At 66.0% G+C, this 22,324-nt stretch carries 20 protein-coding genes; 5 read left to right on the top strand and 15 right to left on the bottom strand.

Translation table 11 applies throughout. The features are described from left to right. The first annotated feature begins 184 nt into the window (after window positions 1-184). Entirely contained in the window at window positions 185-1,981 is a 1,797-nt protein-coding gene (gene glgX / locus NZL82_RS06970) for a glycogen debranching protein GlgX (RefSeq protein WP_261269043.1), read from the top strand. On the opposite strand, the gene cyoD is transcribed toward glgX, so the two are convergent. Genes cyoD through NZL82_RS06945 form a run of 5 tightly spaced genes read right to left on the bottom strand, consistent with a single transcriptional unit; the run spans window position 1,978 to window position 6,375 of the window. Next, window positions 1,978-2,361: a cytochrome o ubiquinol oxidase subunit IV gene (cyoD, locus tag NZL82_RS06965; RefSeq protein WP_261269042.1), complete on the bottom strand. Its 384-nt coding sequence runs from the start codon at window positions 2,359-2,361 to the stop codon at window positions 1,978-1,980. The two genes, glgX and cyoD, sit on opposite strands and share 4 nt — an antisense overlap. Further along, window positions 2,358-2,993 carry a cytochrome (ubi)quinol oxidase subunit III gene (locus tag NZL82_RS06960; protein ID WP_261269041.1) on the bottom strand — a complete coding sequence of 212 codons (636 nt, stop codon included), beginning with the start codon at window positions 2,991-2,993 and terminating at the stop codon, window positions 2,358-2,360. Before NZL82_RS06960 ends, cyoD begins: the two co-directional genes overlap by 4 nt. Before the next feature lie 13 nt (window positions 2,994-3,006). Beyond that, entirely contained in the window at window positions 3,007-5,019 is a 2,013-nt protein-coding gene (gene cyoB, locus NZL82_RS06955) for a cytochrome o ubiquinol oxidase subunit I (RefSeq protein ID WP_261269040.1), read from the bottom strand. Then, on the bottom strand, window positions 5,016-5,903 hold the full coding sequence (cyoA, locus tag NZL82_RS06950; protein WP_261269039.1) for a ubiquinol oxidase subunit II: 888 nt from the start codon (window positions 5,901-5,903) through the stop codon (window positions 5,016-5,018). Before cyoA ends, cyoB begins: the two co-directional genes overlap by 4 nt. A 52-nt stretch (window positions 5,904-5,955) precedes the next feature. Further along, the gene (locus NZL82_RS06945; RefSeq protein WP_261269038.1) at window positions 5,956-6,375 is read right to left on the bottom strand and encodes a hypothetical protein; all 420 of its coding nucleotides are present in this window, start codon (window positions 6,373-6,375) and stop codon (window positions 5,956-5,958) included. Window positions 6,376-6,545: 170 nt separating this feature from the next. Between NZL82_RS06945 and NZL82_RS06940 the strand changes: the two genes are divergently transcribed. Beyond that, on the top strand, window positions 6,546-7,388 hold the full coding sequence (locus NZL82_RS06940; RefSeq protein WP_261269037.1) for a CoA ester lyase: 843 nt from the start codon (window positions 6,546-6,548) through the stop codon (window positions 7,386-7,388). Between the two features lie 104 nt (window positions 7,389-7,492). Here NZL82_RS06940 and NZL82_RS06935 read toward each other — a convergent pair whose 3' ends face one another. The 10 genes from NZL82_RS06935 to NZL82_RS06890 all read right to left on the bottom strand — a co-directional run bounded on the left by NZL82_RS06935 (window position 7,493) and on the right by NZL82_RS06890 (window position 19,252). Continuing rightward, window positions 7,493-9,490 (bottom strand): acetyl/propionyl/methylcrotonyl-CoA carboxylase subunit alpha, encoded by a 1,998-nt coding sequence (locus NZL82_RS06935; protein ID WP_261269036.1) that lies wholly within the window; start codon window positions 9,488-9,490, stop codon window positions 7,493-7,495. Window positions 9,491-9,673: 183 nt separating this feature from the next. Beyond that, window positions 9,674-10,702, bottom strand: coding sequence for a biotin synthase BioB (gene bioB / locus NZL82_RS06930; RefSeq protein ID WP_261269035.1), 1,029 nt, complete (start codon window positions 10,700-10,702; stop codon window positions 9,674-9,676). 14 nt (window positions 10,703-10,716) lie between these two features. Further along, the gene (gene scpA / locus NZL82_RS06925) at window positions 10,717-12,870 is read right to left on the bottom strand and encodes a methylmalonyl-CoA mutase (protein ID WP_261269034.1); all 2,154 of its coding nucleotides are present in this window, start codon (window positions 12,868-12,870) and stop codon (window positions 10,717-10,719) included. Window positions 12,871-12,942: 72 nt separating this feature from the next. Next, on the bottom strand, window positions 12,943-13,701 hold the full coding sequence (locus NZL82_RS06920; RefSeq protein ID WP_261269055.1) for an enoyl-CoA hydratase-related protein: 759 nt from the start codon (window positions 13,699-13,701) through the stop codon (window positions 12,943-12,945). A gap of 8 nt (window positions 13,702-13,709) precedes the next feature. Continuing rightward, window positions 13,710-14,129: a methylmalonyl-CoA epimerase gene (mce, locus tag NZL82_RS06915; protein ID WP_261269033.1), complete on the bottom strand. Its 420-nt coding sequence runs from the start codon at window positions 14,127-14,129 to the stop codon at window positions 13,710-13,712. After that, window positions 14,126-14,530 (bottom strand): hypothetical protein, encoded by a 405-nt coding sequence (locus tag NZL82_RS06910; RefSeq protein WP_261269032.1) that lies wholly within the window; start codon window positions 14,528-14,530, stop codon window positions 14,126-14,128. Before NZL82_RS06910 ends, mce begins: the two co-directional genes overlap by 4 nt. A 10-nt stretch (window positions 14,531-14,540) precedes the next feature. Next, a complete protein-coding gene (locus NZL82_RS06905; RefSeq protein WP_261269031.1) occupies window positions 14,541-16,067 on the bottom strand; it encodes an acyl-CoA carboxylase subunit beta in 1,527 nt (508 codons plus the stop codon). A 51-nt stretch (window positions 16,068-16,118) separates the two neighbouring features. Further along, window positions 16,119-17,051, bottom strand: a complete 933-nt coding sequence (locus NZL82_RS06900) for a 50S ribosomal protein L11 methyltransferase (protein WP_261269030.1) — start codon at window positions 17,049-17,051, stop codon at window positions 16,119-16,121. Next, complete coding sequence (locus tag NZL82_RS06895) at window positions 17,041-17,736, bottom strand: SDR family NAD(P)-dependent oxidoreductase (protein WP_261269029.1); 696 nt, start codon at window positions 17,734-17,736, stop codon at window positions 17,041-17,043. Before NZL82_RS06895 ends, NZL82_RS06900 begins: the two co-directional genes overlap by 11 nt. A 157-nt stretch (window positions 17,737-17,893) precedes the next feature. Next, entirely contained in the window at window positions 17,894-19,252 is a 1,359-nt protein-coding gene (locus tag NZL82_RS06890; protein WP_261269028.1) for a methyl-accepting chemotaxis protein, read from the bottom strand. A gap of 269 nt (window positions 19,253-19,521) precedes the next feature. On the opposite strand from NZL82_RS06890, the gene sdhC reads away from it, so the two are divergent. The 3 genes from sdhC to sdhA are packed head-to-tail and all read left to right on the top strand — an operon-like array spanning window position 19,522 to window position 22,123. Then, a complete protein-coding gene (sdhC, locus tag NZL82_RS06885; protein WP_261269027.1) occupies window positions 19,522-19,932 on the top strand; it encodes a succinate dehydrogenase, cytochrome b556 subunit in 411 nt (136 codons plus the stop codon). Next, on the top strand, window positions 19,932-20,315 hold the full coding sequence (gene sdhD, locus NZL82_RS06880) for a succinate dehydrogenase, hydrophobic membrane anchor protein (protein WP_261269026.1): 384 nt from the start codon (window positions 19,932-19,934) through the stop codon (window positions 20,313-20,315). The genes sdhC and sdhD overlap by 1 nt, the downstream gene beginning before the upstream one ends. Continuing rightward, a complete protein-coding gene (gene sdhA / locus NZL82_RS06875) occupies window positions 20,315-22,123 on the top strand; it encodes a succinate dehydrogenase flavoprotein subunit (RefSeq protein ID WP_261269025.1) in 1,809 nt (602 codons plus the stop codon). The genes sdhD and sdhA overlap by 1 nt, the downstream gene beginning before the upstream one ends. Window positions 22,124-22,324 lie beyond the last annotated feature (201 nt).

Raw genomic sequence — 22,324 nt, 5'->3', positions numbered from 1 at the left:
GGTGGGGTGACCGGCGCTGTTTGGGGGGGCGCGCGCCCCCCCCCCCCCCCCCCCCCCCCCCCCCCCGGCGAACGGCGAAGGCCGGGGCCCAGATGCCACCAAGCTGGTGGAAATCCCGATAGGTCGGCCCAACTGGACCCCGGCCTTCGCCGGGGTGGTCCGGTCGAGTTAGGGTGATCGCGCTATGACGAATCAGCCCACCCCGCTCCTTGGTGCGACGCCGGTCCCCGGCAGCACCCGCTTCGCCGTCCGCTCAACCGCCGAGCGGGTGGAACTATGCCTGTTCGACGGCGCGCAGGAAGGCCGCGTCGCCATGACCCGCGACGGCGATGTCTGGAGCGTTATCGTCCCCGGCGCCGACCACCTCTACGGCTACCGCACACACGGCGAGTACGACCCGGCGCGCAATCTATGGTTAGACCCCGCCAAGCTGCTGGTCGATCCTTATGCGCTCGAACTCGACCGTCCCTTTGCGCAATCCCCCCGCCTCACCCAGTTTGGCGAGGACACCGCCGACATCGTGCCGCGTGCCCGTGTCGTCGCCTCGCTGACCGCCACCCCCGCCCCGCCGCTGTTCCAGCCGGGCGGGCTGATCTACGAAGTCAATGTGCGCGGCTTCACGATGCGCCATCCCGCCATTCCGCCCGAACAACGCGGCACCTTGGCGGCGCTCGCGCATCCGGCGGTGCTCGACCATTTGCGCAAACTGGGAGTGGCGGCGGTCGAATTGATGCCGATCACCGCCGCGATCGACGAGCGCCATTTGCCGCCTCTGGGGCTGCGCAATGCCTGGGGCTATAATCCGGTCGTGCCGATGGCGCTTTGTCCGGAGCGGGTGCCGGGCGGCGTCACCGAGCTGGTCGCCACCATCGCGGCGCTGCGCGAAGCGGGGATCGGCGTCATCCTCGACCTCGTCTTCAACCATATGGGCGAAAGCGACGTTCACGGAGGCACCCTGTCCTTCCGGGGGCTCGATCCGGATGCCTATGCGCGGGCGGCGGACGGCACGCTCATCAACGATGCGGGGACTGGCAACACGCTCGACGCCAGCCGCCCGAACATCCGCGCGATGATCATCGACACGCTTCGTCATTTCGCACGCGCTGGAGTCGACGGCTTCCGCTTCGACCTGGCGCCAGTGCTGGCGCGCGGGCCAGGGTTCGATCCGCAAGCACCGATCTTTGCGGAAATCGCCGCCGATCCCATCCTATCGACCCGTGTGATGATCGCAGAGCCCTGGGACATCGGCCCCGGCGGCTATCAGCTTGGGAATTTCCCCGAGCATTGGCTGGAATGGAACGACCGCTATCGCGACCAGGTGCGGCACTTTTGGCGCGGCGACGGGCGTAGCGGCGATCTGGCGACGCGCGTGGCGGGATCGGCGGATGTGTTCACCGGATCGTCGAGCCGTTCGGTCAATTTCGTCGCGGCACATGACGGCTTCACCCTGGCCGATCTCGTCGCCTATGCCGGGCGGCACAACCAGGCCAATGGCGAGGATAATCGCGACGGGCATGGCGACGAGGTGTCGTGGAACCATGGTGTCGAGGGGCCAAGCGACGATCCCGCCATCCGCGAGGCGCGGGCGCGATCGGTCCGGTCGATGCTCGCCACGTTGTTCCTGTCGCGCGGCACCCCCATGCTGACCGCCGGGGACGAGTTCGGGCGCAGCCAGTTGGGGAACAACAACGGCTATGCGCAGGATAACGAGACGACCTGGCTCGACTGGGAGAACCGCGACGGAGCGCTGGAGGATTTCGTCGCGGCGCTGAGCGCCTTTCGTCGCGACACGCCGCTCGACTGGACGGGCTGGCTGGCGGATGCGCAGTGGCGCACCTTGTCTGGCGATCCGATGACGCCGGGGGATTGGAACGGCGACGGCTTCCTGCTGCATCTGGCCATTGGCGGGCAGAGCCTGATCCTCCGCTTCGACGCCAGGCGCGGCGTCACCGCCGTCCGGGGCGCCGCCATCGCAAGCTAGGGCGTCGCCATCGGCCCCATCAGATTGTGGTTCAGATGCCCCATGATCCAGATCGAGCCCAACAGCACCAGCGCGACGATCAGCACCCCGAACAGCAACGCCAGCACATTGTTGGTATTGTCCGGCCCGGTCGTGATGTGGAGGAAGAAGACGAGGTGAACCCCCATCTGTCCGATCGCCAGCGCGACCAGCGCGGCGGGCACGGCGGGCGCCCAGACGATGTCCATCTGCACCAGCGCGAAGGACGCCGCCGTCAGGATCGCCGCCGCGACCAGGCCCACGACATAGCTGCGGACGCCGCCGACGATCGAATCCCGTTCGGTCTGTTCGCCCGGCGCGGTTTCGTCGCGCGCCATTTCCTCGTCGGGCCGCTCGCTCATCCGCGCACTCCCATCAGATAGACCATGGTGAACAGCGCCACCCAGATGATGTCGAGCGCATGCCAGAACAGGCTGAAGCACAGGATACGGCGCAGCACGTCCTCACGAAATCCCTTGGCATAAGCCTGCGCCATCATCGTCGTCAGCCAGAGCAGGCCAAGCGTCACGTGAAGGCCATGCCACCCGACCAGGGCAAAAAAGGCCGAGAGAAAGCCGCTGCGCGCCGGTCCATGGCCTTCGCCGATCAGGTGGAGGAACTCATAGGCCTCCAGCGCCAGGAACCCCGCGCCGAGCAATCCCGTCGCCGCCATGGCGATCTGGAACCAGCGCATGTCGCGCGCCAGCGTCGCGATTCCCGCCATCCCGCACGCGAAACTGGACAGGAGGAGGAGCAACGTCTCCGTCTCGACCAGCTTCAGCTCGAATATGTCCTTGCCCGAAGGACCACCCGCCGTCGCGTCGACCAGCACCGCATAGGCGGCGAAGAAACAGGCGAACAGGATGAAGTCCGACAGCAGGAAGATCCAAAAACCATAGGAAACCACGACCCGCTTGGGCGCGGGTCCGTCCGGATTGGGCTCGCTTCCCCGACCCCATTTGTTGGGGTCATGCGTTTGCGCCGTCTGGCTCATGCCACCCCCTTGCTCATGACAGCGCCTCTTCCGGCAGATCGAGCAGGGTCGCCTTGCTGCGGCGGCGGGTCTGGTCCAGCCGTTCGACCTCCTCGACCGGGATCTCATACTCGGCCTTGTCGCGCCAGGCGAAGATGACGAACGTCCCCCAGGCGCCGAAGAAGCCCAGGATCACCAGCCACCAGATATGCCAGATCAGCGCGAAACCCATGACGGTGGCGAAGAAGGCGGTGACGATCCCGGTCGGCGAGTTGCGCGGCATCTCGATCGGCTCATAATCGGGGCGGTCGGACAGGCGGCGATTCTCGCGCGCCTTGGCCTTGATCCCCCAATAGGCCTCCTCGCCCTTCACATCGGGCAGAACCGCGAAGTTGAAGGCGGGCGGCGGCGAGGTGGTGATCCACTCCAGCGTGCGCCCGTCCCACGGGTCGCCGCTCTCATCGACCCGGTCTTTCCGGGTCTTGATCGAGACATAGAGCATCATGACCTGGCAGGCGATACCGCCCAGGATCAGCAGCGCCCCGACGCCCGCCGCGATCAGCCAGGGATGCCAGCCGGGCACGTCATAATGCTGCATCCGCCGCGTCATGCCCATCAGGCCGAGGACATAGAGCGGCATGAAGGCGAGGTAGAAACCGCTCAGCCACAACCAGAAGGCGCGTTTCCCCCAAGTCTCGTCCAGCGTGAAACCGAACATCTTGGGAAACCAGAAGGTGAAGCCCGCAAAGGCCCCGAACAGCACGCCGCCGATGATGACATTGTGGAAATGCGCGACCAGGAACAGCGAGTTGTGCAGCACGAAATCGGCGGGCGGCACCGCCAGCATCACCCCCGTCATGCCGCCGATCACGAAGGTCACGATGAACCCGATCGACCACAGCATCATCGACGTATAGCGGATGCGTCCGCCATACATGGTGAACAGCCAGTTGAAGACCTTCACCCCCGTCGGTACCGCGATGATCATCGTGGTGATGCCGAAAAAGCCGTTCACATCGGCCCCGGCTCCCATGGTGAAGAAATGGTGCAGCCACACCATGAAGGACAGGATGCAGATGACCATGGTCGCGATGACCATCGATCGGTAACCGAACAGCGGCTTGGACGAGAAGGTCGAGATCACTTCGGAAAAGATGCCGAAGGCGGGCAGGATCAGGATATAAACCTCCGGGTGCCCCCAGGCCCAGATGAGGTTGACGAACATCATCTGGTTGCCGCCCGCTTCCGGCGTGAAGAAGTGGAAGCCCAGATAGCGGTCGAGGATCAGCATGCCGAGGCAGGCGGTCAGCACCGGAAAGGCTGCAACGATCAGCAGGTTGGACGCCAGCGACGTCCAGGTGAACATCGGCATCCGGCTATAGCCCATGCCCGGCGCGCGCATCTTCAGGATGGTGGTGACCATGTTGACGCCCGCCAGTAGCGTCCCCATTCCCGATATTTGCAGCGCCCAGAGATAATAATCGACGCCGACGCCGGGCGAAAAGCGCAGTTCCGATAGCGGCGGATAGACCAGCCAGCCTGTCTTGGCGAACTCGCCGATGACCAGGCTCATATTGATGAGCAGCGCGCCGCTGCACGTCAGCCAGAAGCTCACCGAATTGAGCGTCGGGAACGCCACGTCGCGCACGCCGAGTTGCAGCGGGACGACGAAATTCATCAGCCCGATCATGAATGGCATCGCCACGAAGAAGATCATGATCGTGCCATGCGCCGAGAAGATCTGGTCGTAATGGTCGGGCGGCAGATAGCCCTCATTGCCATAGGCGAGCGCCTGTTGCGACCGCATCAGCAGCGCGTCGGAAAAGCCGCGCAACAGCATCACGCCCGCCAGCAGGCAATACATCACGCCGATCCGCTTATGGTCGACGCTGGTGATCCACTCGCTCCACAGATAGGGGATATGGCCACGCCGCCATACCCAGAAGAGGACGCCCAGCAGGACCGCACCGATCACCCCCGCCGACACCAGCGGCAGCGGTTCGTGGAACGGGATCGAGTCCCAGCCGAGCTTGCCAGTGAAGCTCATTGCTCGCGCCCGTCCTTGGCTTGTTCGCCCTCTGGCGCGCCGTTGCGCATCACGATCTGGTCGTAGAGGCCGGGCTGGAGCCGGGGATAGCTGGCGGGGCGGACATTGCGGCTGGGATGCGCCATGGCGACGAACTCGGGCCAGTCGAGCGTCTTGCCCTTCCCGGCTTTGGCGGTCGCCACGAAGCGGTCGAAATCGCCCTGCGGCACCGCATCGACGAAGAAGTCCATATCGGCAAAGCCCTCCCCGCTATAATGCGCCGACAGCCCGCGATAGCGGCCCGCCTTGTCCGCGCGCAGATGGAGTGTCGAGTCCATCCCCGACATGGCATAGATCTGGCTGCCCAATTGCGGCACGAAGAAGCTGTTCATCACGCCCGCCGAGGTGATGCGGAACTTCACCGGCGTACCGACCGGCACGACCAGCCGATTGATGGTCGCGATCCCCTGCTCGGGATAGAGGAACAGCCATTTCCAGTCGGTCGCGACGACCTCCACGGTCATTGCCTTGGCCTTTGACGCGATGGGTTTCGGCGGGTCGAGATCATGGCTGCCGATCCAGGCGATGCCACCCAGGAACATGATGGCAAGTGCGGGCACCGACCAGACCAGCAGTTCCAGCCGCCCCGAATAGGCCCATTCGGGCAGATGCTTGGCCCGCGTGTTGCTGGCGCGGAACCACCAGCCGAACACGAAGGCCAGCACGATCACCGGCACCACGATTGCCAGCATCACCGCCAGCGCATTGAAGAATATGCTTCGCTCGCCCGCCGCGATCGGCCCGGCTGGGTTCAGGATGCCGGGCTCGCACGCCGACAGAAGAGTGCATAGCGCAACGCACGCGAAACGCGCGGGAAAATGGGCTAGGCGCGGCTCACATGGCATTCAGCCGGTGAACGGCGGGGCCCCGCTTTCGTTCCGCACCGGAAACGGGAGGTCAGGCGGCGAGGCGTCGCCCATCGCTGTCGCCGGAGTCATTGGCCGGGCGGTGCGACCCGACGGCACGCCGCGCGGAACGCCGCACGATCAGGCGCTGCACCATTGGCCAACGCGCCAGCATCGAGGAGGACAGGACCGCCGCCATGGCCAGTTCGGCCACACCGCCCCATTCGATCGCAGAGGCGAGCATCACCAGATCGCCCATCGGCCCGGCCGCCGCGGCGAGCATGCGAATCTCGTCCATCTCGAACCAGACTGCAAACCCGAGCAGCGCCACCCCTAGCGCCATTATCGCCCAATGCCCCAGCCGAATGCGATTCAGCAGCCGCGCCGGTGCCTCGACCAGACACTCCGCCAGCCAGCGGCTCACCGGCAAGGTCGGACAATAGCGGAGCAGTATCGTCAGACCCAGAAGCATCATCGCAGCCGCCATTGCGATCCCCCCGTTTTGATGCCCATGCCTCCCCGCCGGATCCCGGCCATTCGCCGGAACGGAGGAGTCGGCTTGCGATCCTTACACTATGGGTACGAAACGCCCATGCCACCAGAGGCGTGACGGGGGCACTCCCTCGCGTCTATGGTCCTGCCATGACCATGCGCAGCGCCCTGTTCCTCCCAGCCTCCAACTCCCGCGCCCTCGCCAAGGCCCGCACGCTGCCCACCGATGCGGTCATTCTAGACCTGGAGGATGCGGTCGCCCCCGACGCCAAGTCGGGCGCGCGCGAGGCGGCAGTGGCGGCGGTGCGCGAAGGCGGCTTTGGTGAGCGGGTGCTGGTCGTACGGACGAACGGCCTCGACACTCCCCATGCGACGGACGATTTGGCCGCGCTGGCCAAGGCGCGTCCGGCGGCGGTGCTGATTCCGAAGGTCGACGACGTCGCAACGCTGGCCGCCGCACGGGCGGCGCTGGGGGCGGACGTGCCGCTATGGGCGATGATCGAAACATGTCGCGGTATCCTGTCGCTGGGCACGATTGCGCAGGCAGCGAAGGAGTTGGGGCTGACCGCCCTGATTGCGGGGACGAACGATCTGGCGAAGGAGATGCGCCTGCCCTCCCCCCCCGCGCCCGAGGCTTTGCTGCCCTTGCGTGTCCAGATCGTCGTCGCCGCCCGGAGCACCGGGCTGATCGTGCTGGACGGCGTCTGCAATGCCCTCGACGCACCCGATCGGCTGGCGGCGGAATGTGCCGAAGGGCGGCGTCTGGGCTTCGACGGCAAGACGCTGATCCATCCCAACCAGATTGCCGCGGCGAATGCGGGCTTCGGCCCGGACGCGGCCGAGATCGCCTGGGCGCGGAGGGTGGTGGAGGCCTTCGCCGATCCCGAGCAAGCGGTGCTGGGCGCGATCCGGCTGGATGGGCAAATGGTCGAACGCCTGCACTTGGCCGAAGCCGAGCGAATCTTAGCGCTTGTCCAGCGATCGGCCGAATAATCTGCCCTCACCCTTCCCACCCGCTATCGCGGGCGGGCCCCTTCCCTCTCCCGCCGGGGGAGGGAGGGAGGCGCAAAGCGCCGGAAGGGTGAGGGTGTGTCGGCTTATTCCAGCTCCAAGATCACCGCATCGACGGCGAGGCTGTCGCCGGTTTTGGCGGTGATGGTCTTGACGATGCCGGTCTTGGCGGCGCGCAGGATGTTTTCCATCTTCATGGCCTCGACGACGGCGAGCGGCTGTCCCGCCTCGACCTTGTCGCCCTCGGCCACGTCGAGGCGGACGAGCAGGCCCGGCATCGGCGCGATCAGGAACTTCGACAGGTCGGGCGGGACCTTCTCGATCAAATGCTGCGCATAAGCCGCGGCGCGGGCGGGCAGGACGCGGATGGTGTGGCTGGCCCCGCGGGTGGTCAGGCGGAAGCCGGTGCGGGTCTTGGCGATGCGGACGTGAAGGGTTTCGCCCGCTTCGTCCTCGACCGCGATCATCCGGTCGCCGGGCGAATAGGCGATGGCGAGGTCGAGCTCCGCGCCGTCGACGCTGAGACTCTCGGTCGAGACGTGGACCGCATGGTCCTTGCCCCCGATCCGCACCGTCCAGTCGGCCGGCGGTTGCAGCCGGTGGCCGAGCTGGCCGTCGATCCGCCGGGCCCGGTCCGCCTCGGCGGTGGCGGCGAAGGCGGCGACGGCGGCGAGCATCCGGGTCAGGTCCGCGCTTGCGGGTGCGCCGTGGAAGCCTTCGGGATATTCCTCGGCGATGAAGCCGGTGGTGAGCGCGCCCGCACGGAAGCGCGGATGCTGCATCAGTGCGGAAACGAAGTCGATGTTCGTCCCCGGTCCGACGATCTCGAACGCGTCGAGGGCTGCGATCTGCGCGTCGATCGCGGCCTCGCGGGTCGGTGCCCAGGTGACGAGCTTGGCGATCATGGGATCGTAGAACATGCTGACCTCGCCGCCCTCGGCGACGCCGTCGTCGACGCGCACGCGGACGTCGTCATCGGCATGTTCGGCGGGCGGATTGTAGCGCACCAACCGCCCGGTCGAGGGCAGGAAGCCGCGATACGGGTCCTCGGCATAGACGCGGTTCTCGATCGCCCAGCCGGTCAGCGTCACATCGTCCTGGCCGAACGCCAGCGGCTCGCCTGCCGCGACGCGGATCATCTGCTCGACCAGATCGAGCCCGGTGATCTCTTCGGTGACGGGATGCTCGACCTGGAGCCGGGTGTTCATTTCGAGGAAGTAGAAGCTCTCGCCCGTCGGGTCCGCACCCGAGACGATCAGCTCGACGGTCCCGGCCGAATAATAGCCGACCGCGCGCGCCAGCGCGACCGCCTGCTCGCCCATGGCGCGGCGCATTGCGGGGGTGACGAAGGGCGAGGGCGCTTCCTCGACCACCTTCTGGTGGCGGCGCTGGACCGAGCATTCGCGCTCGCCGAGATAGACGATATTGCCATGCTGGTCGCCCAGCACCTGGATCTCGATATGGCGGGGGCTCTCGATGAACTTCTCGATGAAGACGCGGTCGTCGCCGAAGCTGGCGAGGCCTTCGCGCTTGGTCGCCTCGAAGCCTTCGCGCACGTCCGCTTCCGACCAGGCGAGCCGCATGCCCTTGCCGCCGCCACCGGCACTCGCCTTCATCATCACCGGAAAGCCGATGTCGGTCGCGATCCGCACCGCTTCCTCGGTATCGGCGATCTCGCCCAGATAGCCGGGAACGACATTGACCCCGGCCGCCTTGGCGAGCTTCTTCGACTCGATCTTGTCGCCCATCGCGGCGATGGCGTTCGGCGGCGGGCCGATAAAGGCGACACCCGCCTCGGCACAGGCGCGCGCGAAGCTCTCCCGCTCGGACAGGAAGCCGTAACCGGGGTGGATGGCATCCGCGCCGGTCGCGTGCGCGGCGGCGAGGATCAGTTCGGCTTTGAGATAGCTTTCGGCGGCGGGCGCTGGCCCCAGACGCACCGATTCATCGGCCAGCCGGACATGGGGTGCACCCGCATCGGCATCCGAATAGACCGCGACCGTGGCGATGCCCAGGCTGCGGGCGGTACGGATCACCCGGCACGCGATTTCCCCGCGATTGGCGATCAGGATTTTCTGGAACACGGGGATACCTCTCCTTTTATGTCGTTGGTCCGTGTCGCCTGTTCCCCGGCAAAGGCCGGGGTCCAGTTTCCGAGACGCTGATGACGCGCCGTGCCGCCTCGGGGGGAGGCCTCTGCCACGCGCCATCGATGGTTCACCGCCACTGGGCCCCGGCCTTCGCCGGGGAACAGGGCGGTGGAAGCCTCACTCCGCCGCTTCCAGTTCCACCTTGCACTCCGCCGCCATGGGGGTGAGCCCGAGCCGGGCGAAGAGTGCGGCATCCTTGTCGTCGCCCGCATTGCCCGCGGTCAGCAGCTTGTCGCCGGTGAAGATCGAATTGGCCCCCGCCAGGAAGCACAAAGCCTGGGTCGCATCCGACATGCTCTCGCGCCCCGCCGACAGGCGGACCATCGAATGCGGCATGGTGATGCGCGCGACCGCCACGGTGCGAACGAATTCGATATCGTCGATCTTGGCGAGCGGCGTGTCGGCCAGCATATCGCCCAGCACCGTGCCCTTGACCGGCACCAGCGCGTTCACCGGCACGCTGCCCGGATGCACCGGCAGGGTGGCGAGCGCATGGATGAAGCCGACCCGGTCGCCGCGCGTCTCGCCCATGCCGACGATGCCGCCGCAGCACACGTTGATGCCGGCATCGCGGACATGCTCCAGCGTCTCCAACCGCTCGCCGAAGCTGCGCGTGGTGATGACGTCGCCGTAACGCTCGGGCGAGGTGTCAATATTATGGTTGTAATAGTCGAGCCCCGCCTCGGCCAGCGTCTGCGCCTGTGCATCGGTGAGCATGCCCAGCGTCATGCAGGTTTCCATGCCCATGGCGCGCACGCCCTTCACCATCTCGACGATGGCGGGCATGTCGCGGTCCTTGGGGTTACGCCAGGCCGCGCCCATGCAAAAGCGCGTCGAGCCGTGATCCTTGGCCTGCGCCGCCGCCTGCAGCACCGCGCGCGGGTCCATCAGCTTGGTCGCCTTCAGCCCGGTATCAGCATGCGCCGACTGGCTGCAATAGCCGCAATCCTCGGGGCAGCCGCCGGTCTTGATCGACAGCAGCGTCGACAACTGAACCTGATCGGCGGCATGATGCGCGCGGTGCACCTCGGCGGCGCGGAACAGCAGCTCGGTGAAAGGCAGGTCGAACAGCGCGGCGATCTCGGCGCGGGTCCAGTCGGTGCGCGGGGTTGCCGTCTCGGCGCTCAGCGCGGTGGTCGTCGTCATCACGTGTCGTCCTGTCATTCGCCCGTTTCCGGCGGCATGTTATGGCCCAGCAGCCTCAGCACATCCTCGGCCGCTTTCACAAGATTGGTGCCGGGGCCGAAAATAGCCTGCACCCCGGCATCGTATAGCGCCTGATAATCCTGTGCCGGAATAACGCCACCCGCGATAACCTTGATATCGGCGCGACCCGCGTCGCGAATATGGCCGATCAGTTCGGGGATCAGCGTCTTGTGGCCCGCCGCAAGGCTGGACGCGCCAACCACATCGACATCGTGGGTGAGCGCGACCTGGGCGGCTTCCTCCGGCGTCTGGAAGAGCGCGCCCGGCACCACCTCGAACCCCAGGTCACCGAACATGGACGACACGAGATTGGCACCCCGGTCATGCCCATCCTGACCCATCTTGGCGACGAACAGCCGGGGCTTGCGCCCCAGACGCCGTTCGACCGCCTCGACCCCGCGCAGCAGGCGGGCCCAGCGTTCGTCCTCGCCATACGCGCCGCCGTACACGCCGGAGACCGGGGTCGGCTGCGTGCCATAGCGGCCGAACACATCCTCCAGCGCGGCGGAGATTTCGCCCAGCGTGGCCCGCGCCCGTGCCGCCTCGACGGCCAGCGCGAGGAGGTTCGACCCCATTCCTCCCCCGGCGGGGGAGGTGGCAGCGGCGTCGCGCAGTGCATCCAGCGCCGAGCGGCACGCCGCCTCGTCGCGCGCGGCCTTGACCGCCGCGATCCGCGCGACCTGGGCCCCGCGCACCGCATGATTGTCGATATCGAGGATCTCCACCGGCGCTTCGTCGGCCAGCCGGTACTTGTTCACCCCGACGATCACATCCTCGCCCCGGTCGACCTTGGCGGCGCGGGCGGCGGATGCCTCCTCGATCATCGCCTTGGGCCAGCCCGCCGCAACCGCCTTGGCCATGCCGCCTTCCGCCTCGATCCGCTCGATCAGCGCCCAGGCGCCGTCGACCAGCGACTGGGTCAGGCTCTCGACATAATAGCTGCCGCCGAGCGGATCGACGACGCGTGTCATCCCCGTCTCTTCCTGCAGCACGATCTGCGTGTTGCGCGCGATCCGGGCGGAGAAGTCGGTGGGCAGCGCGATCGCCTCGTCCAGCGCGTTGGTGTGGAGCGACTGGGTGCCGCCGAGCATCGCCGCCATGGCCTCGATCGTGGTGCGGATGACGTTGTTATACGGGTCCTGCTCGGTCAGCGACACGCCCGACGTCTGGCAGTGCGTCCGCAGCATCTTGGAGCGTTCGTCCTTCGCGCCCAGTTGCGTCATCGCCCGGTGCCACAGCACCCGCGCGGCGCGCAGCTTGGCGACCTCCATGAAGAAGTTCATGCCGATCGCAAAGAAGAAGGACAGGCGCCCGGCGAACTTATCGATGTCGAGGCCCGAGGCCACGCCATATTTCACATATTCCATGCCGTCGGCGATGGTGAAGGCCAGCTCCTGGAGCTGCGTCGCCCCGGCCTCCTGCATGTGATAGCCGCTGATCGAGATACTGTTGAACTTGGGCATCTCGGCGGATGTGTAGGCGAAGATGTCCGAGATGATCCGCATCGAGGGTTCGGGCGGGTAGATATAGGTGTTGCGGACCATGAACTCCTTGAGGATGTCGTTCTGGATGGTCCCTTCCAGTTTCGACCGGTGAACCCCCTGTTCCTCGGCCGCGACGATGAAGAAGGCCAGCACCGGGATCACCGCGCCGTTCATCGTCATGCTCACCGACATGGCATCCAAGGGAATGCCGTCGAACAGGATCTTCATATCCTCGACCGTGTCGATCGCGACCCCCGCCTTGCCGACATCGCCGGTCACGCGGGGATGGTCGCTGTCATAGCCCCGGTGGGTGGCCAGATCGAAGGCGACCGACAGCCCCTTCTGCCCCGCCGCCAGATTACGCCGGTAAAAGGCGTTGGACTCCTCAGCGGTCGAGAAGCCCGCATATTGCCGGATCGTCCAAGGGCGACCCGCATACATGCTCGCCCGCACCCCACGCGTGAACGGCGCGAAGCCCGGGAGGCCGGGGTCGGCCTTCACATCATCCGCGGTGTAGAGCGGCTTGACCGTGATCCCCTCCGGCGTCTCCCATGACAGGTCGCGGCCCTTCACCTCCTTGGCGGCAAGCGCTTCCCAGTCGGACCTGTCAGGGCGTTCGGCCATCGGCCACTCCTCATTTGCTCTTATTTTGTTTCACTAGAGCGAAATCATCGTGCGCGCGCAAGAGGTGGTGCCCTATCGCCCCAGGAAGCGCGGCGGACGCCTTTCGAAAAAGGCCCGGCCGCCTTCTTCGCCATCATGCGTGGCGCGGGCGCTGCGCTGGTCCTCGGCCTCACGGGTCAGCGCGGTGGCATAGTCGCTGTCAAATCCGGCATGAAGCGCGCGACGCATCAGACCCAAGGCAACGCTCGGCCCCGCCGCCAGCCGCTCGGCCAATGCGAAGGCTTCCGAATCGAGCGCATCGTCCGCGACGACTCTGTGGATCATCCCCCAGTCGAGCGCCTTGTCCGCCGGCACCCGCTCGCCCAGCATCATCATTTCGGCGGCTCGCGCCCGCCCGATCAGGCGCGGCAGCATCCAACTCGCTCCGCCATCGGGGACCATGCCGATATTGACGAAGGCGTGGAGGAAATAGGCGCTCTCGCTCGCGACGCAGAAATCGGCGGCCAGCGCCAGGCTGCATCCGATCCCTGCCGCCGCCCCGCGCACCGCGCTGACCAGCGGAATGGGCAGTTCGGCGAGCGTCAGGAACAGCGGATTGAAATGATCGACCAGTGCGCGGTGCACCGTCTCCGGGCCGATAGCGCCGCCCGAAATATCCGCTCCCGAGCAGAAAGCCTTGCCCGATCCCGTCAGCAGAACGGCGCGGGCATCGCCCCGCTCCGCCAATGCCTCGCCGATCCGATCGAACAGTTCGGGGGGTGCGGCATTGAGGCGGTCGGGACGATTGAGCGTCAGGACTAAGACGCCGCCCCGACGCTCGGCCAGCAGCATGGGCTCGGTCAATGCCCTTCCCCCGGCGTTTCCATAAATTCGACCAGCACCCCGCCCATGTCGCGCGGATGCAGGAACACGACCGGGGTGCCGTGCGCGCCGATGCGCGGCTGACCCAATAGGGTCGCACCCTTGGCCTGAAGATCGGCGACGGCGACGGCCATGTCAGCAACCTCGAAGCAGATATGATGCTGTCCCCCCGCCGGGTTCTTCCTGAGGAAGTTGGCGATGGGGGAGCTTTCGTCCAGCGGCTGGATCAGCTCGATCTGCGTGTTGGGCGCATCGATGAAGCACACCCGCACGCCCTGCGCTGGCAGGTCGAACGGCGCGCCGATCGCCTCCGCGCCGAGCAGGTCGCGATAGGTTTCAACTGTCTTCTCGATGGAAGGCGTGGCGATGCCGATATGGTTGAGGTAGCCGAGTGTCATCCTGCTCCAAAACTCCCGTCGGCGAGTTGCTTGAAAAACTCGATCCGCCCATCAAGCGCACCTTCATAACAGTCTAGCTCGCGATCACTAATTGACGAATTAGACCCGCCACCGAACGATGCGCGCAACTTACAGTCATTTAAAACGAATTTCTTCCAAGCATCTTGCGACCGCTGGAAATATATGGGGTCACTCCGGTTATCCTGGCGTCCAAATTTCATATAATTGCGCCGTACCGATGCCAAAGCTTTGGGATAAAGAGCGGTAAGTTGGAGTTCCTTTTTCTTCACACGCCTGTCAACGTACGTGCGCGCCATATCAGGATCAACATTGCTGCACGAAAGCCGGTTTGGTGTCGATGACACTGCTCCCGCCATTGGAACAACAGCAAAAAACGTCAAGATGAGCAGCTCACAGCGGCAGGTTGTCATGCTTCTTCCACGGATTGGCGAGGTCCTTGTTGCGCAGCTTGCGCAGGCCCAGCGCGATCCGCCTGCGGGTAGAATGTGGCTGGATCACCTCGTCGACAAAGCCCTTGGACGCCGCCACGAACGGGTTGGCGAAGCGCGCCTCATATTCGGCGGTGCGTTCGGCGATTTCTTCCGGCGTCTTGCCCCGGAAGATGATCTCGACCGCGCCCTTGGCCCCCATCACTGCGATCTCGGCGGTCGGCCAGGCATAGTTGAGGTCGCCGCGTAAGTGCTTGGACGCCATCACGTCGTATGCGCCGCCATAGGCCTTGCGCGTGATGACCGTGATCTTCGGCACCGTCGCCTCGGCATAGGCGAAGAGCAGCTTCGCGCCATGCTTGATGATGCCGTTATGCTCTTGGCTCGTACCGGGCAGGAAGCCGGGTACGTCGACAAAGGTCACGATCGGAATCTCAAACGCATCGCAGAAGCGCACGAAGCGCGCCGCCTTGCGGCTGGCATTGATGTCGAGCACCCCCGCCAGCACCATCGGCTGGTTGGCGACGAAGCCGACCGTCCGCCCCTCGATCCGGCCGAAGCCGGTGATGATGTTGGCGCCGTGGGCCGGCTGCACCTCGAAGAAATCGCCTTCGTCCACGACCTTGGCGATCAGCTCGTGCATGTCATAGGGCTGGTTGGCCGAAGCGGGGATCAGCGTGTCGAGGCTTTCCTCGATGCGGTCCCACGCATCCGCCGTCGGCCGCTCTGGCACGCCCTCGCGATTGTTGGCGGGCAGGAAGTCGATGAAGTCGCGCGCCGCCAGCAGCGCCTCGATATCGTCCTCGAACGCCACATCCGCGACGCCGGTCTTGGTCGTGTGGGTCACCGCACCGCCCAGCGCTTCCTGCGTCACCACCTCGTTGGTCACCGTCTTCACCACATCGGGGCCGGTGACGAACATGTAGCTCGAGTCCTTCACCATGAAGATGAAGTCGGTCATCGCCGGGCTATAGACCGCGCCGCCCGCGCACGGCCCCATGATGAGCGAAAGCTGCGGCACCACGCCGCTGGCCAGCACATTGCGCTGGAACACCTCGGCATAGCCCCCCAGCGACGCCACGCCCTCCTGGATGCGCGCGCCGCCCGAATCGTTCAGGCCGATGACCGGCGCGCCGACCTTCATCGCCATATCCATGATCTTGCAGATTTTCTGCGCATGGCGTTCGGACAGCGAGCCGCCGAACACGGTGAAGTCCTGGCTGAAGACGAACACCAGCCGCCCGTTGATCGTGCCCGAACCCGTCACCACGCCGTCGCCGGGGACGATCTGTTCGGTCATGCCGAAGTCGGTGCAGTTATGCTCGACGAACATGTCGAGCTCCTCGAAGCTCCCTTCGTCCAGCAGCACGTCGAGCCGCTCGCGCGCGGTCAGCTTGCCCTTGGCGTGCTGCGCGGCGACGCGCTTCTCGCCACCACCGGCCCGCGCGGCCGCGCGGCGGCGTTCCAGTTCGACCATCGTCGATGCCATGACCTCTCCTTGTGTCTTTGGGCGGGTTATGCCCGAGAGGCGGGACGACGGTCAAATATCGAGCGCCCAGCCGTCGCGCCCCTTGGGATCGAACGGAGCGTTGGGCACGAACCGCTCTTTGGCTGCCCGCAACCGCAACACACTCCAGTCGCCGCGCCGATCGACCGTCTCCAGCGCGCAACCGCATGCCTCATAGGCCGCAACCACATCGGCGCGCTGCGTCTCCAGCAGTCCGGCGAGCACCAGGGTCGCCCCGGGGCCGGCGATCGCCGCCAGTTCCGGCGCCATCGAGATCAACGGCCCGGCCAGGATATTGGCGATGACAAGGTCATAGGGCGATGCGGCCATGATCGGGTCGGCCAGCGCGCCGTCCGCGACGATCAGTTCCACCCCATCGACGCCGTTGATCGCGGCATTCTCGGCCGTCACGTCGATCGCGATGGGATCGATATCGGTCGCCACCACCTTCGCACTCGGCCAGAGATGCCGCACGGCGAAGGCGAGCAACCCGGTGCCGGTGCCGACATCGATCGCATTCGCCACCGGTTCCCCGGCCATGGCATCAAGCATGGCGAGGCAGCCGCTGGTCGTCTCGTGATGCCCGGTGCCGAAGGCGCGGCCCGCCGGGATGTGGAACCCGCGCTTCCCCTGGGGCACGGCCTCGTCACCGGTATGGACGAAGAAGCGCCCGACCGACAAAGGCTCCAGCCCCGCCTGGCTCATCGTGACCCAGTCCTGCGCCGCCAAATGCTCGACGGTGGCGGGATGGTCGCCCGCGCTGGGCACCAGGGCGCGAATCGCGTCGATGGTCGCCGAATCGGGTTCCGCCTCGAAATAGGCGTCGAGCCGCCAATGCTCGCGGTCGTCCTCCACCTCCTCGGTGGTCATGATGACGGCATCGATCGCCAGATCGTCGGCCGCGTCGATCGCCTCCGCCTCGTCGCGGGTGCAGGGCAGGGTCAGCTTCCAGCTGTCAGCGGACATAGCTGGCTCCATTGATGTCGAGGACCGCGCCGGTCATCGATGGCGGTGCATCGGTGCACAGGAAACGGACGGCGGCGGCGACCTCTTCTGGCGATGCCACCCGGCCGAGCGGAATATCGGCGAGCAGCTTGTCGCCGCCCCGGCTGGCCAGATAATCGTCGGCCATGCCCGTCATGGTGAAACCCGGGCATACGGCAAAGGCGAGAATCCCCTGCGCCGCATAGCCCCGCGCGATGGTCTTGGTCATCGCAACCATGCCGCCCTTGGACGCGGCATAATGCCAGTGCGACGGGGAATCGCCACGATAGGCGGCGCGGCTGGCAATGTTGACGATGCGTCCCCCGACGCCGCGTTCCTGCCAGTGGAGCACCGCCAGGCGGCAAAGCTCCGCCGACGCGGTCAGATTGACCTGCATGGTGCGGGCCCAGCTTTCGGACCAGTCGTCCGCGTCGAGCGGACTTGCCTCGAAGATACCGGCATTGTTGACCAATATGTCGATCGCCCCGCCCGCCTGCTGCAGCGCCGCCGCCCATAGCCTGGCGGGCGCGTCCGGTTGGGACAGGTCCTCGGCGATGCCGCTGCGCGTGCCATGGCCCAGCACGCGGACGCCGGGCAGTTCGCCCAGCGCCGTGGCGATCGCCGCGCCGATGCCGCGGCTGCTCCCCGTTACCAATATCGTCGTCATACCCCGCCCGTGCCGGGCGCGGGCGGATGCGTCAACCGGCATCCCGACTTCCTCACCCTGCGAGGGGAGATGTCAGGGCAACGCTCCAACGGAGGCATGTCGCGCTATCGCAAGCCCCCCAGCTCCCCCCCCACTTCGCGCCGGGAGAAAAGCGGAATTACGCGGCGACGCGGGCCACGAACTGGGTCGCGCTGGTCTTCAACTCGCCCAGTTGCGTGTCGAGATTGTCGAAGCCGCGCCCGACCCGGTCAATCTCCTGTGCGACATGCTCGGTATCCTGACGGATCGCGGCGATGGTGTGCGACATCGAGTCGGCGGCCAGCGCGGTTTCGTCGACGGCGGCGGTGATCGCGGTCACCGTCTGCGCCTGTGCCTCCATCGCATGGCGGATCCGCTCGGCAGAAGCCTGTACCTCATTGACCGTCGCCTTGATCGACGCATTGGTCTCGACCGTCGAGCGGGTCGCGGCCTGGATCGCGGCAATCTTGGTGGCGATGTCGTCGGTGGCGCGCGCGGTCTGGCTGGCGAGGCTCTTCACCTCCTGCGCGACCACGGCGAAGCCCCGGCCCGCATCGCCGGCGCGCGCGGCCTCGATCGTGGCGTTGAGCGCCAGCAAATTGGTCTGTCCGGCAATATCGCGGATCAGGCCCAGGATCGATTCGATCGACTTGGCGTGGTCGGACAGCATCTCGGACATGCCGACCGCCTGCCCCGCCTGGTCGGCGGCGCGGTTGGCGACATCGGCGGCCTGATCGACCTCGGTCCGCGCATCCTCGATCGCGCGGATCAGCCCGGCGGCAGTCTGCGCCGCTTCGCGCATCGCGACGGCGGACTGTTCGGCGGCGGCGGCCACCTCGCTCGACTTGCCCAGCATACCGCGGGTCGACAGCGAGGCGTCCTGCGCCTGGCGCCGCAAATCCTGTCCGCCGACCGACGCGGTTTCCACCACCGCGGCGATGCCGTTGCGGAAGTCGCCCGCCAGCCGCTCGCGCTGACGCTCGGCGCACCAGCTTGCAAAGCCCGCGAACAGCTCGACCGTCAGTTCGGTCTCCATGCCGTAAACCCGCAGCAGCGTATCGATCGCGATCAATCGACGTGGATCATCCTCGCCCATTTCCTCCAGCACGATCTTCAGCACCGCGCGGTCGCTGGCGCAGGACATGGCCAGCACCTCCATCGGCGCCACCCCGCCGGCATAGGCGGAGGCGATGGCCCGGCCCAGCGACTCGACCCATTCCCGCCCGGCGACATCGCAGAAGCGGTTGCGAAGATAGGCGCGGCCCGCGACCAGCTGGCGCTCGCGATCGAGCGGTGTCCATTCCGGGCGGCCCGGATTGGTCAGGCGCCAGTGATTCCAATAGGCGTCGGTCACCTCGTCGGCGCGCGGCTCGATCACCGGCCAGAGCTCGGCGGCGAGGCGAACGAGCGAGCGGTCGCCGCCGTCAAAGGCACGGACCCGCGCGTCGAGGTCGATATTCGCCGTGATGACCGTGGGCGGTGGCAGGTCGAAGTCCAAGACGTGGTTCCCCCATTCGAAATGCTTCGAATCTTTCCCGTCTATCCTGCGCGAAAAGGGTTAAGGGGGTGTTATCCGGTCGGATTGCTTCCTCGTCGCCACCAAAATGCGTTCGGAAGCGATTTCGAAGCCCGGGGAACGCCATTGTCGCCCAAAACTCGCTTACCGCGAATTTCCAAACGGAGTCTCACGGCTTGCATCCTGGCGGCGTCTTCACCATAGGCATATCCGCAAACCAGCCCGACTTTTGATTGTTCGAGGATCTGCCCTTGGCCGCCCGCAACACCGCACGCCCGCTTTCCCCGCATCTCCAGATCTGGAAATGGGGTCCCAACATGCTGGTCTCCATCCTGCACCGTGCCACCGGCACGGGCATGGCGACCGTGGGCACCCTGTTGCTTGTCTGGTTCCTGGCCGCCGTCGCCGCCGGGCCGGAAAGCTATGCGACCTTCCGCGACGTCTTCACCGTCGAGTCGGGCGGGCTCAACATCATCGGCTATGTCGTCGGCATCGGCCTGACCGCCTGCCTGTTCCAGCACATGGCCAACGGCATCCGCCACCTGTTCATGGATGTCGGCGCGGGCTTCGAACTGAAGTCGAACAAGCGTCAGGCGCAAGCCACCATCGTCTTCGCCGTCGTGATGACGGTGGCCTTCTGGCTCTATCTGGGGATCAAGTGATGCGTTCCGGAACCGCGATCGGCCGCGTGCGCGGCCTGGGCTCGGCCAAGTCGGGCACCCATCACTGGTTGAACCAGCGCCTGACGGCGGGCTCGAACTTCCTGCTGGTCGTCTGGCTGCTGATCTCGATCCTGCGCCAGCCCTCCTATGACTATGCCGCGATGCGGCTGTGGCTGGCCAATCCTTGGGCCGCCATTCCGATGGCGATGCTGGTCGCCTCGGTCTTCTATCACATGCGCCTCGGACTGCAGGTCGTGATCGAGGATTACGAGCAGGACCAGAACCGGGTCGCCATGCTCGTCGTCATGAACCTGTTCGTCTTCACGACCGCCGCCGTCGCCATCTTCTCGATCCTCAAGATCGCCTTCGGAGCCGCTGCATAATGTCCGCTGCCGCCTATAAGATCATCGACCATACCTATGACGCCGTCGTCGTGGGTGCGGGCGGCTCGGGCCTGCGCGCCACCATGGGCATCGCAGAAGCCGGTCTGAAGACCGCCTGCATCACCAAGGTGTTCCCGACTCGCAGCCACACCGTCGCCGCCCAGGGCGGCATCGCCGCTTCGCTCGGTAACATGGGTCCGGACCACTGGACCTGGCACATGTACGACACCGTCAAGGGATCGGACTGGTTGGGCGACCAGGACGCGATCGAATATCTGTGCCGCGAGGCGCCCGCCGCCGTGTACGAGCTGGAGCACGCCGGCGTGCCGTTCAGCCGTACCGAAGAAGGCAAGATCTATCAGCGCCCCTTCGGCGGCATGATGCAGAATATGGGCGAAGGTCCCCCTGCGCAGCGCACCTGCGCCGCCGCCGACCGGACCGGCCACGCCATGCTGCACGCGCTGTACCAGCAGTCGCTGAAGTATGACGCGGACTTCTTCATCGAATATTTCGCGCTCGACCTGATCATGGACGAGCAGGGCAATTGCCGCGGCGTGATCGCGCTGTGCATGGAAGACGGCTCGATCCACCGTTTCCGCGCGCACAATGTCGTGCTGGCGACCGGCGGCTATGGCCGCTGCTATTTCTCGGCCACCTCGGCACACACCTGCACGGGTGACGGCGGCGGCATGGTGCTGCGTGCGGGCCTGCCGCTCCAGGACATGGAGTTCGTGCAGTTCCACCCGACCGGCATCTACGGCGCGGGCGTCCTCATCACCGAGGGCGCGCGCGGTGAAGGCGGCTACCTCACCAACTCCGAGGGCGAGCGCTTCATGGAGCGCTATGCTCCGTCGGCCAAGGATCTCGCCAGCCGCGACGTCGTGTCGCGTTCGATGGCGATGGAAATCCGCGAAGGGCGCGGCGTCGGCAAGGAGGGGGATCATATCTACCTCCACCTCGACCATATCGACCCGAAGGTGCTGGCCGAGCGCCTGCCCGGCATTACCGAGACCGGCAAGATCTTCGCCGGTGTCGACCTGACCCGCCAGCCGCTGCCCGTTACGCCGACCGTCCACTATAACATGGGCGGCATTCCGACCAACTATCACGGCGAAGTCGTCCGTCTGAAAGACGGCAACCCGGATTCGGTCGTCCCCGGCCTGTTCGCGGTTGGCGAAGCGGCCTGCGTGTCGGTGCACGGCGCGAACCGCCTGGGCTCCAACTCGCTGATCGACCTTGTCGTGTTCGGCCGTGCGACCGGCCTGCGCATCAAGGACACGCTGAAGCCCGGCACGCCGCATGCGCCGCTGCCCAAGGGTTCGGAAGAGTTGGCGCTGGGTCGCCTGGATCACTTCCGCAACGCCGCTGGCGGCTCGACCACCGCGTCGGTACGCAGCGAGATGCAGAAGACGATGCAGCGCCACTGCGCCGTGTTCCGCACCGACGAGCTGCTGACCGAAGGCCGCCAGATGATCCGCGCGACCTATGACCGGATGAAGGACATCGGGATCAAGGATCGCTCGCTGATCTGGAACACCGATCTGGTCGAGACGCTGGAGCTGGACAACCTCATCAGCCAGGCGGTCGTGACGATGGAGTCGGCGCTGAACCGCAAGGAAAGCCGCGGCGCCCACGTGAACGAGGACTTCCCCGATCGCGACGACGCCAACTGGATGAAGCACACCGTCGCGACGTTCGACGGCTGGGGCGGCAAGGGCGGCGATGTCGCAATCGACTATCGCCCGGTCCATGATTACACGCTGACCGATGATATCGAGTATATCAAGCCGAAGAAGCGGGTCTACTAAGGCCCGGTTGTACGGTTCGAAAATGAGGGGCTGGCGAGCGATCGCCGGCCCTTTTTCTTGTTCCTCCCCTGCAAGGAGAGGGGACCAGCGAAGCTGGTGGAGGGGTATCCCCACTGATGACCGCGTCCCTCCTCGCAACCGGTGACACCCCTCCGTCAGGCCTGCGGCCTGCCACCTCCCCTTGCAGGGGAGGAAGGGACA

This window comes from Sphingomonas sp. LC-1 (genome assembly GCF_025371035.1).
GTDB classification, from domain to species: Bacteria; Pseudomonadota; Alphaproteobacteria; order Sphingomonadales; family Sphingomonadaceae; genus Sphingomonas; species Sphingomonas sanguinis_E.
Note: the sequence above shows the minus strand (reverse complement) of the source record. Positions and strands in the feature narration are given on the sequence as shown.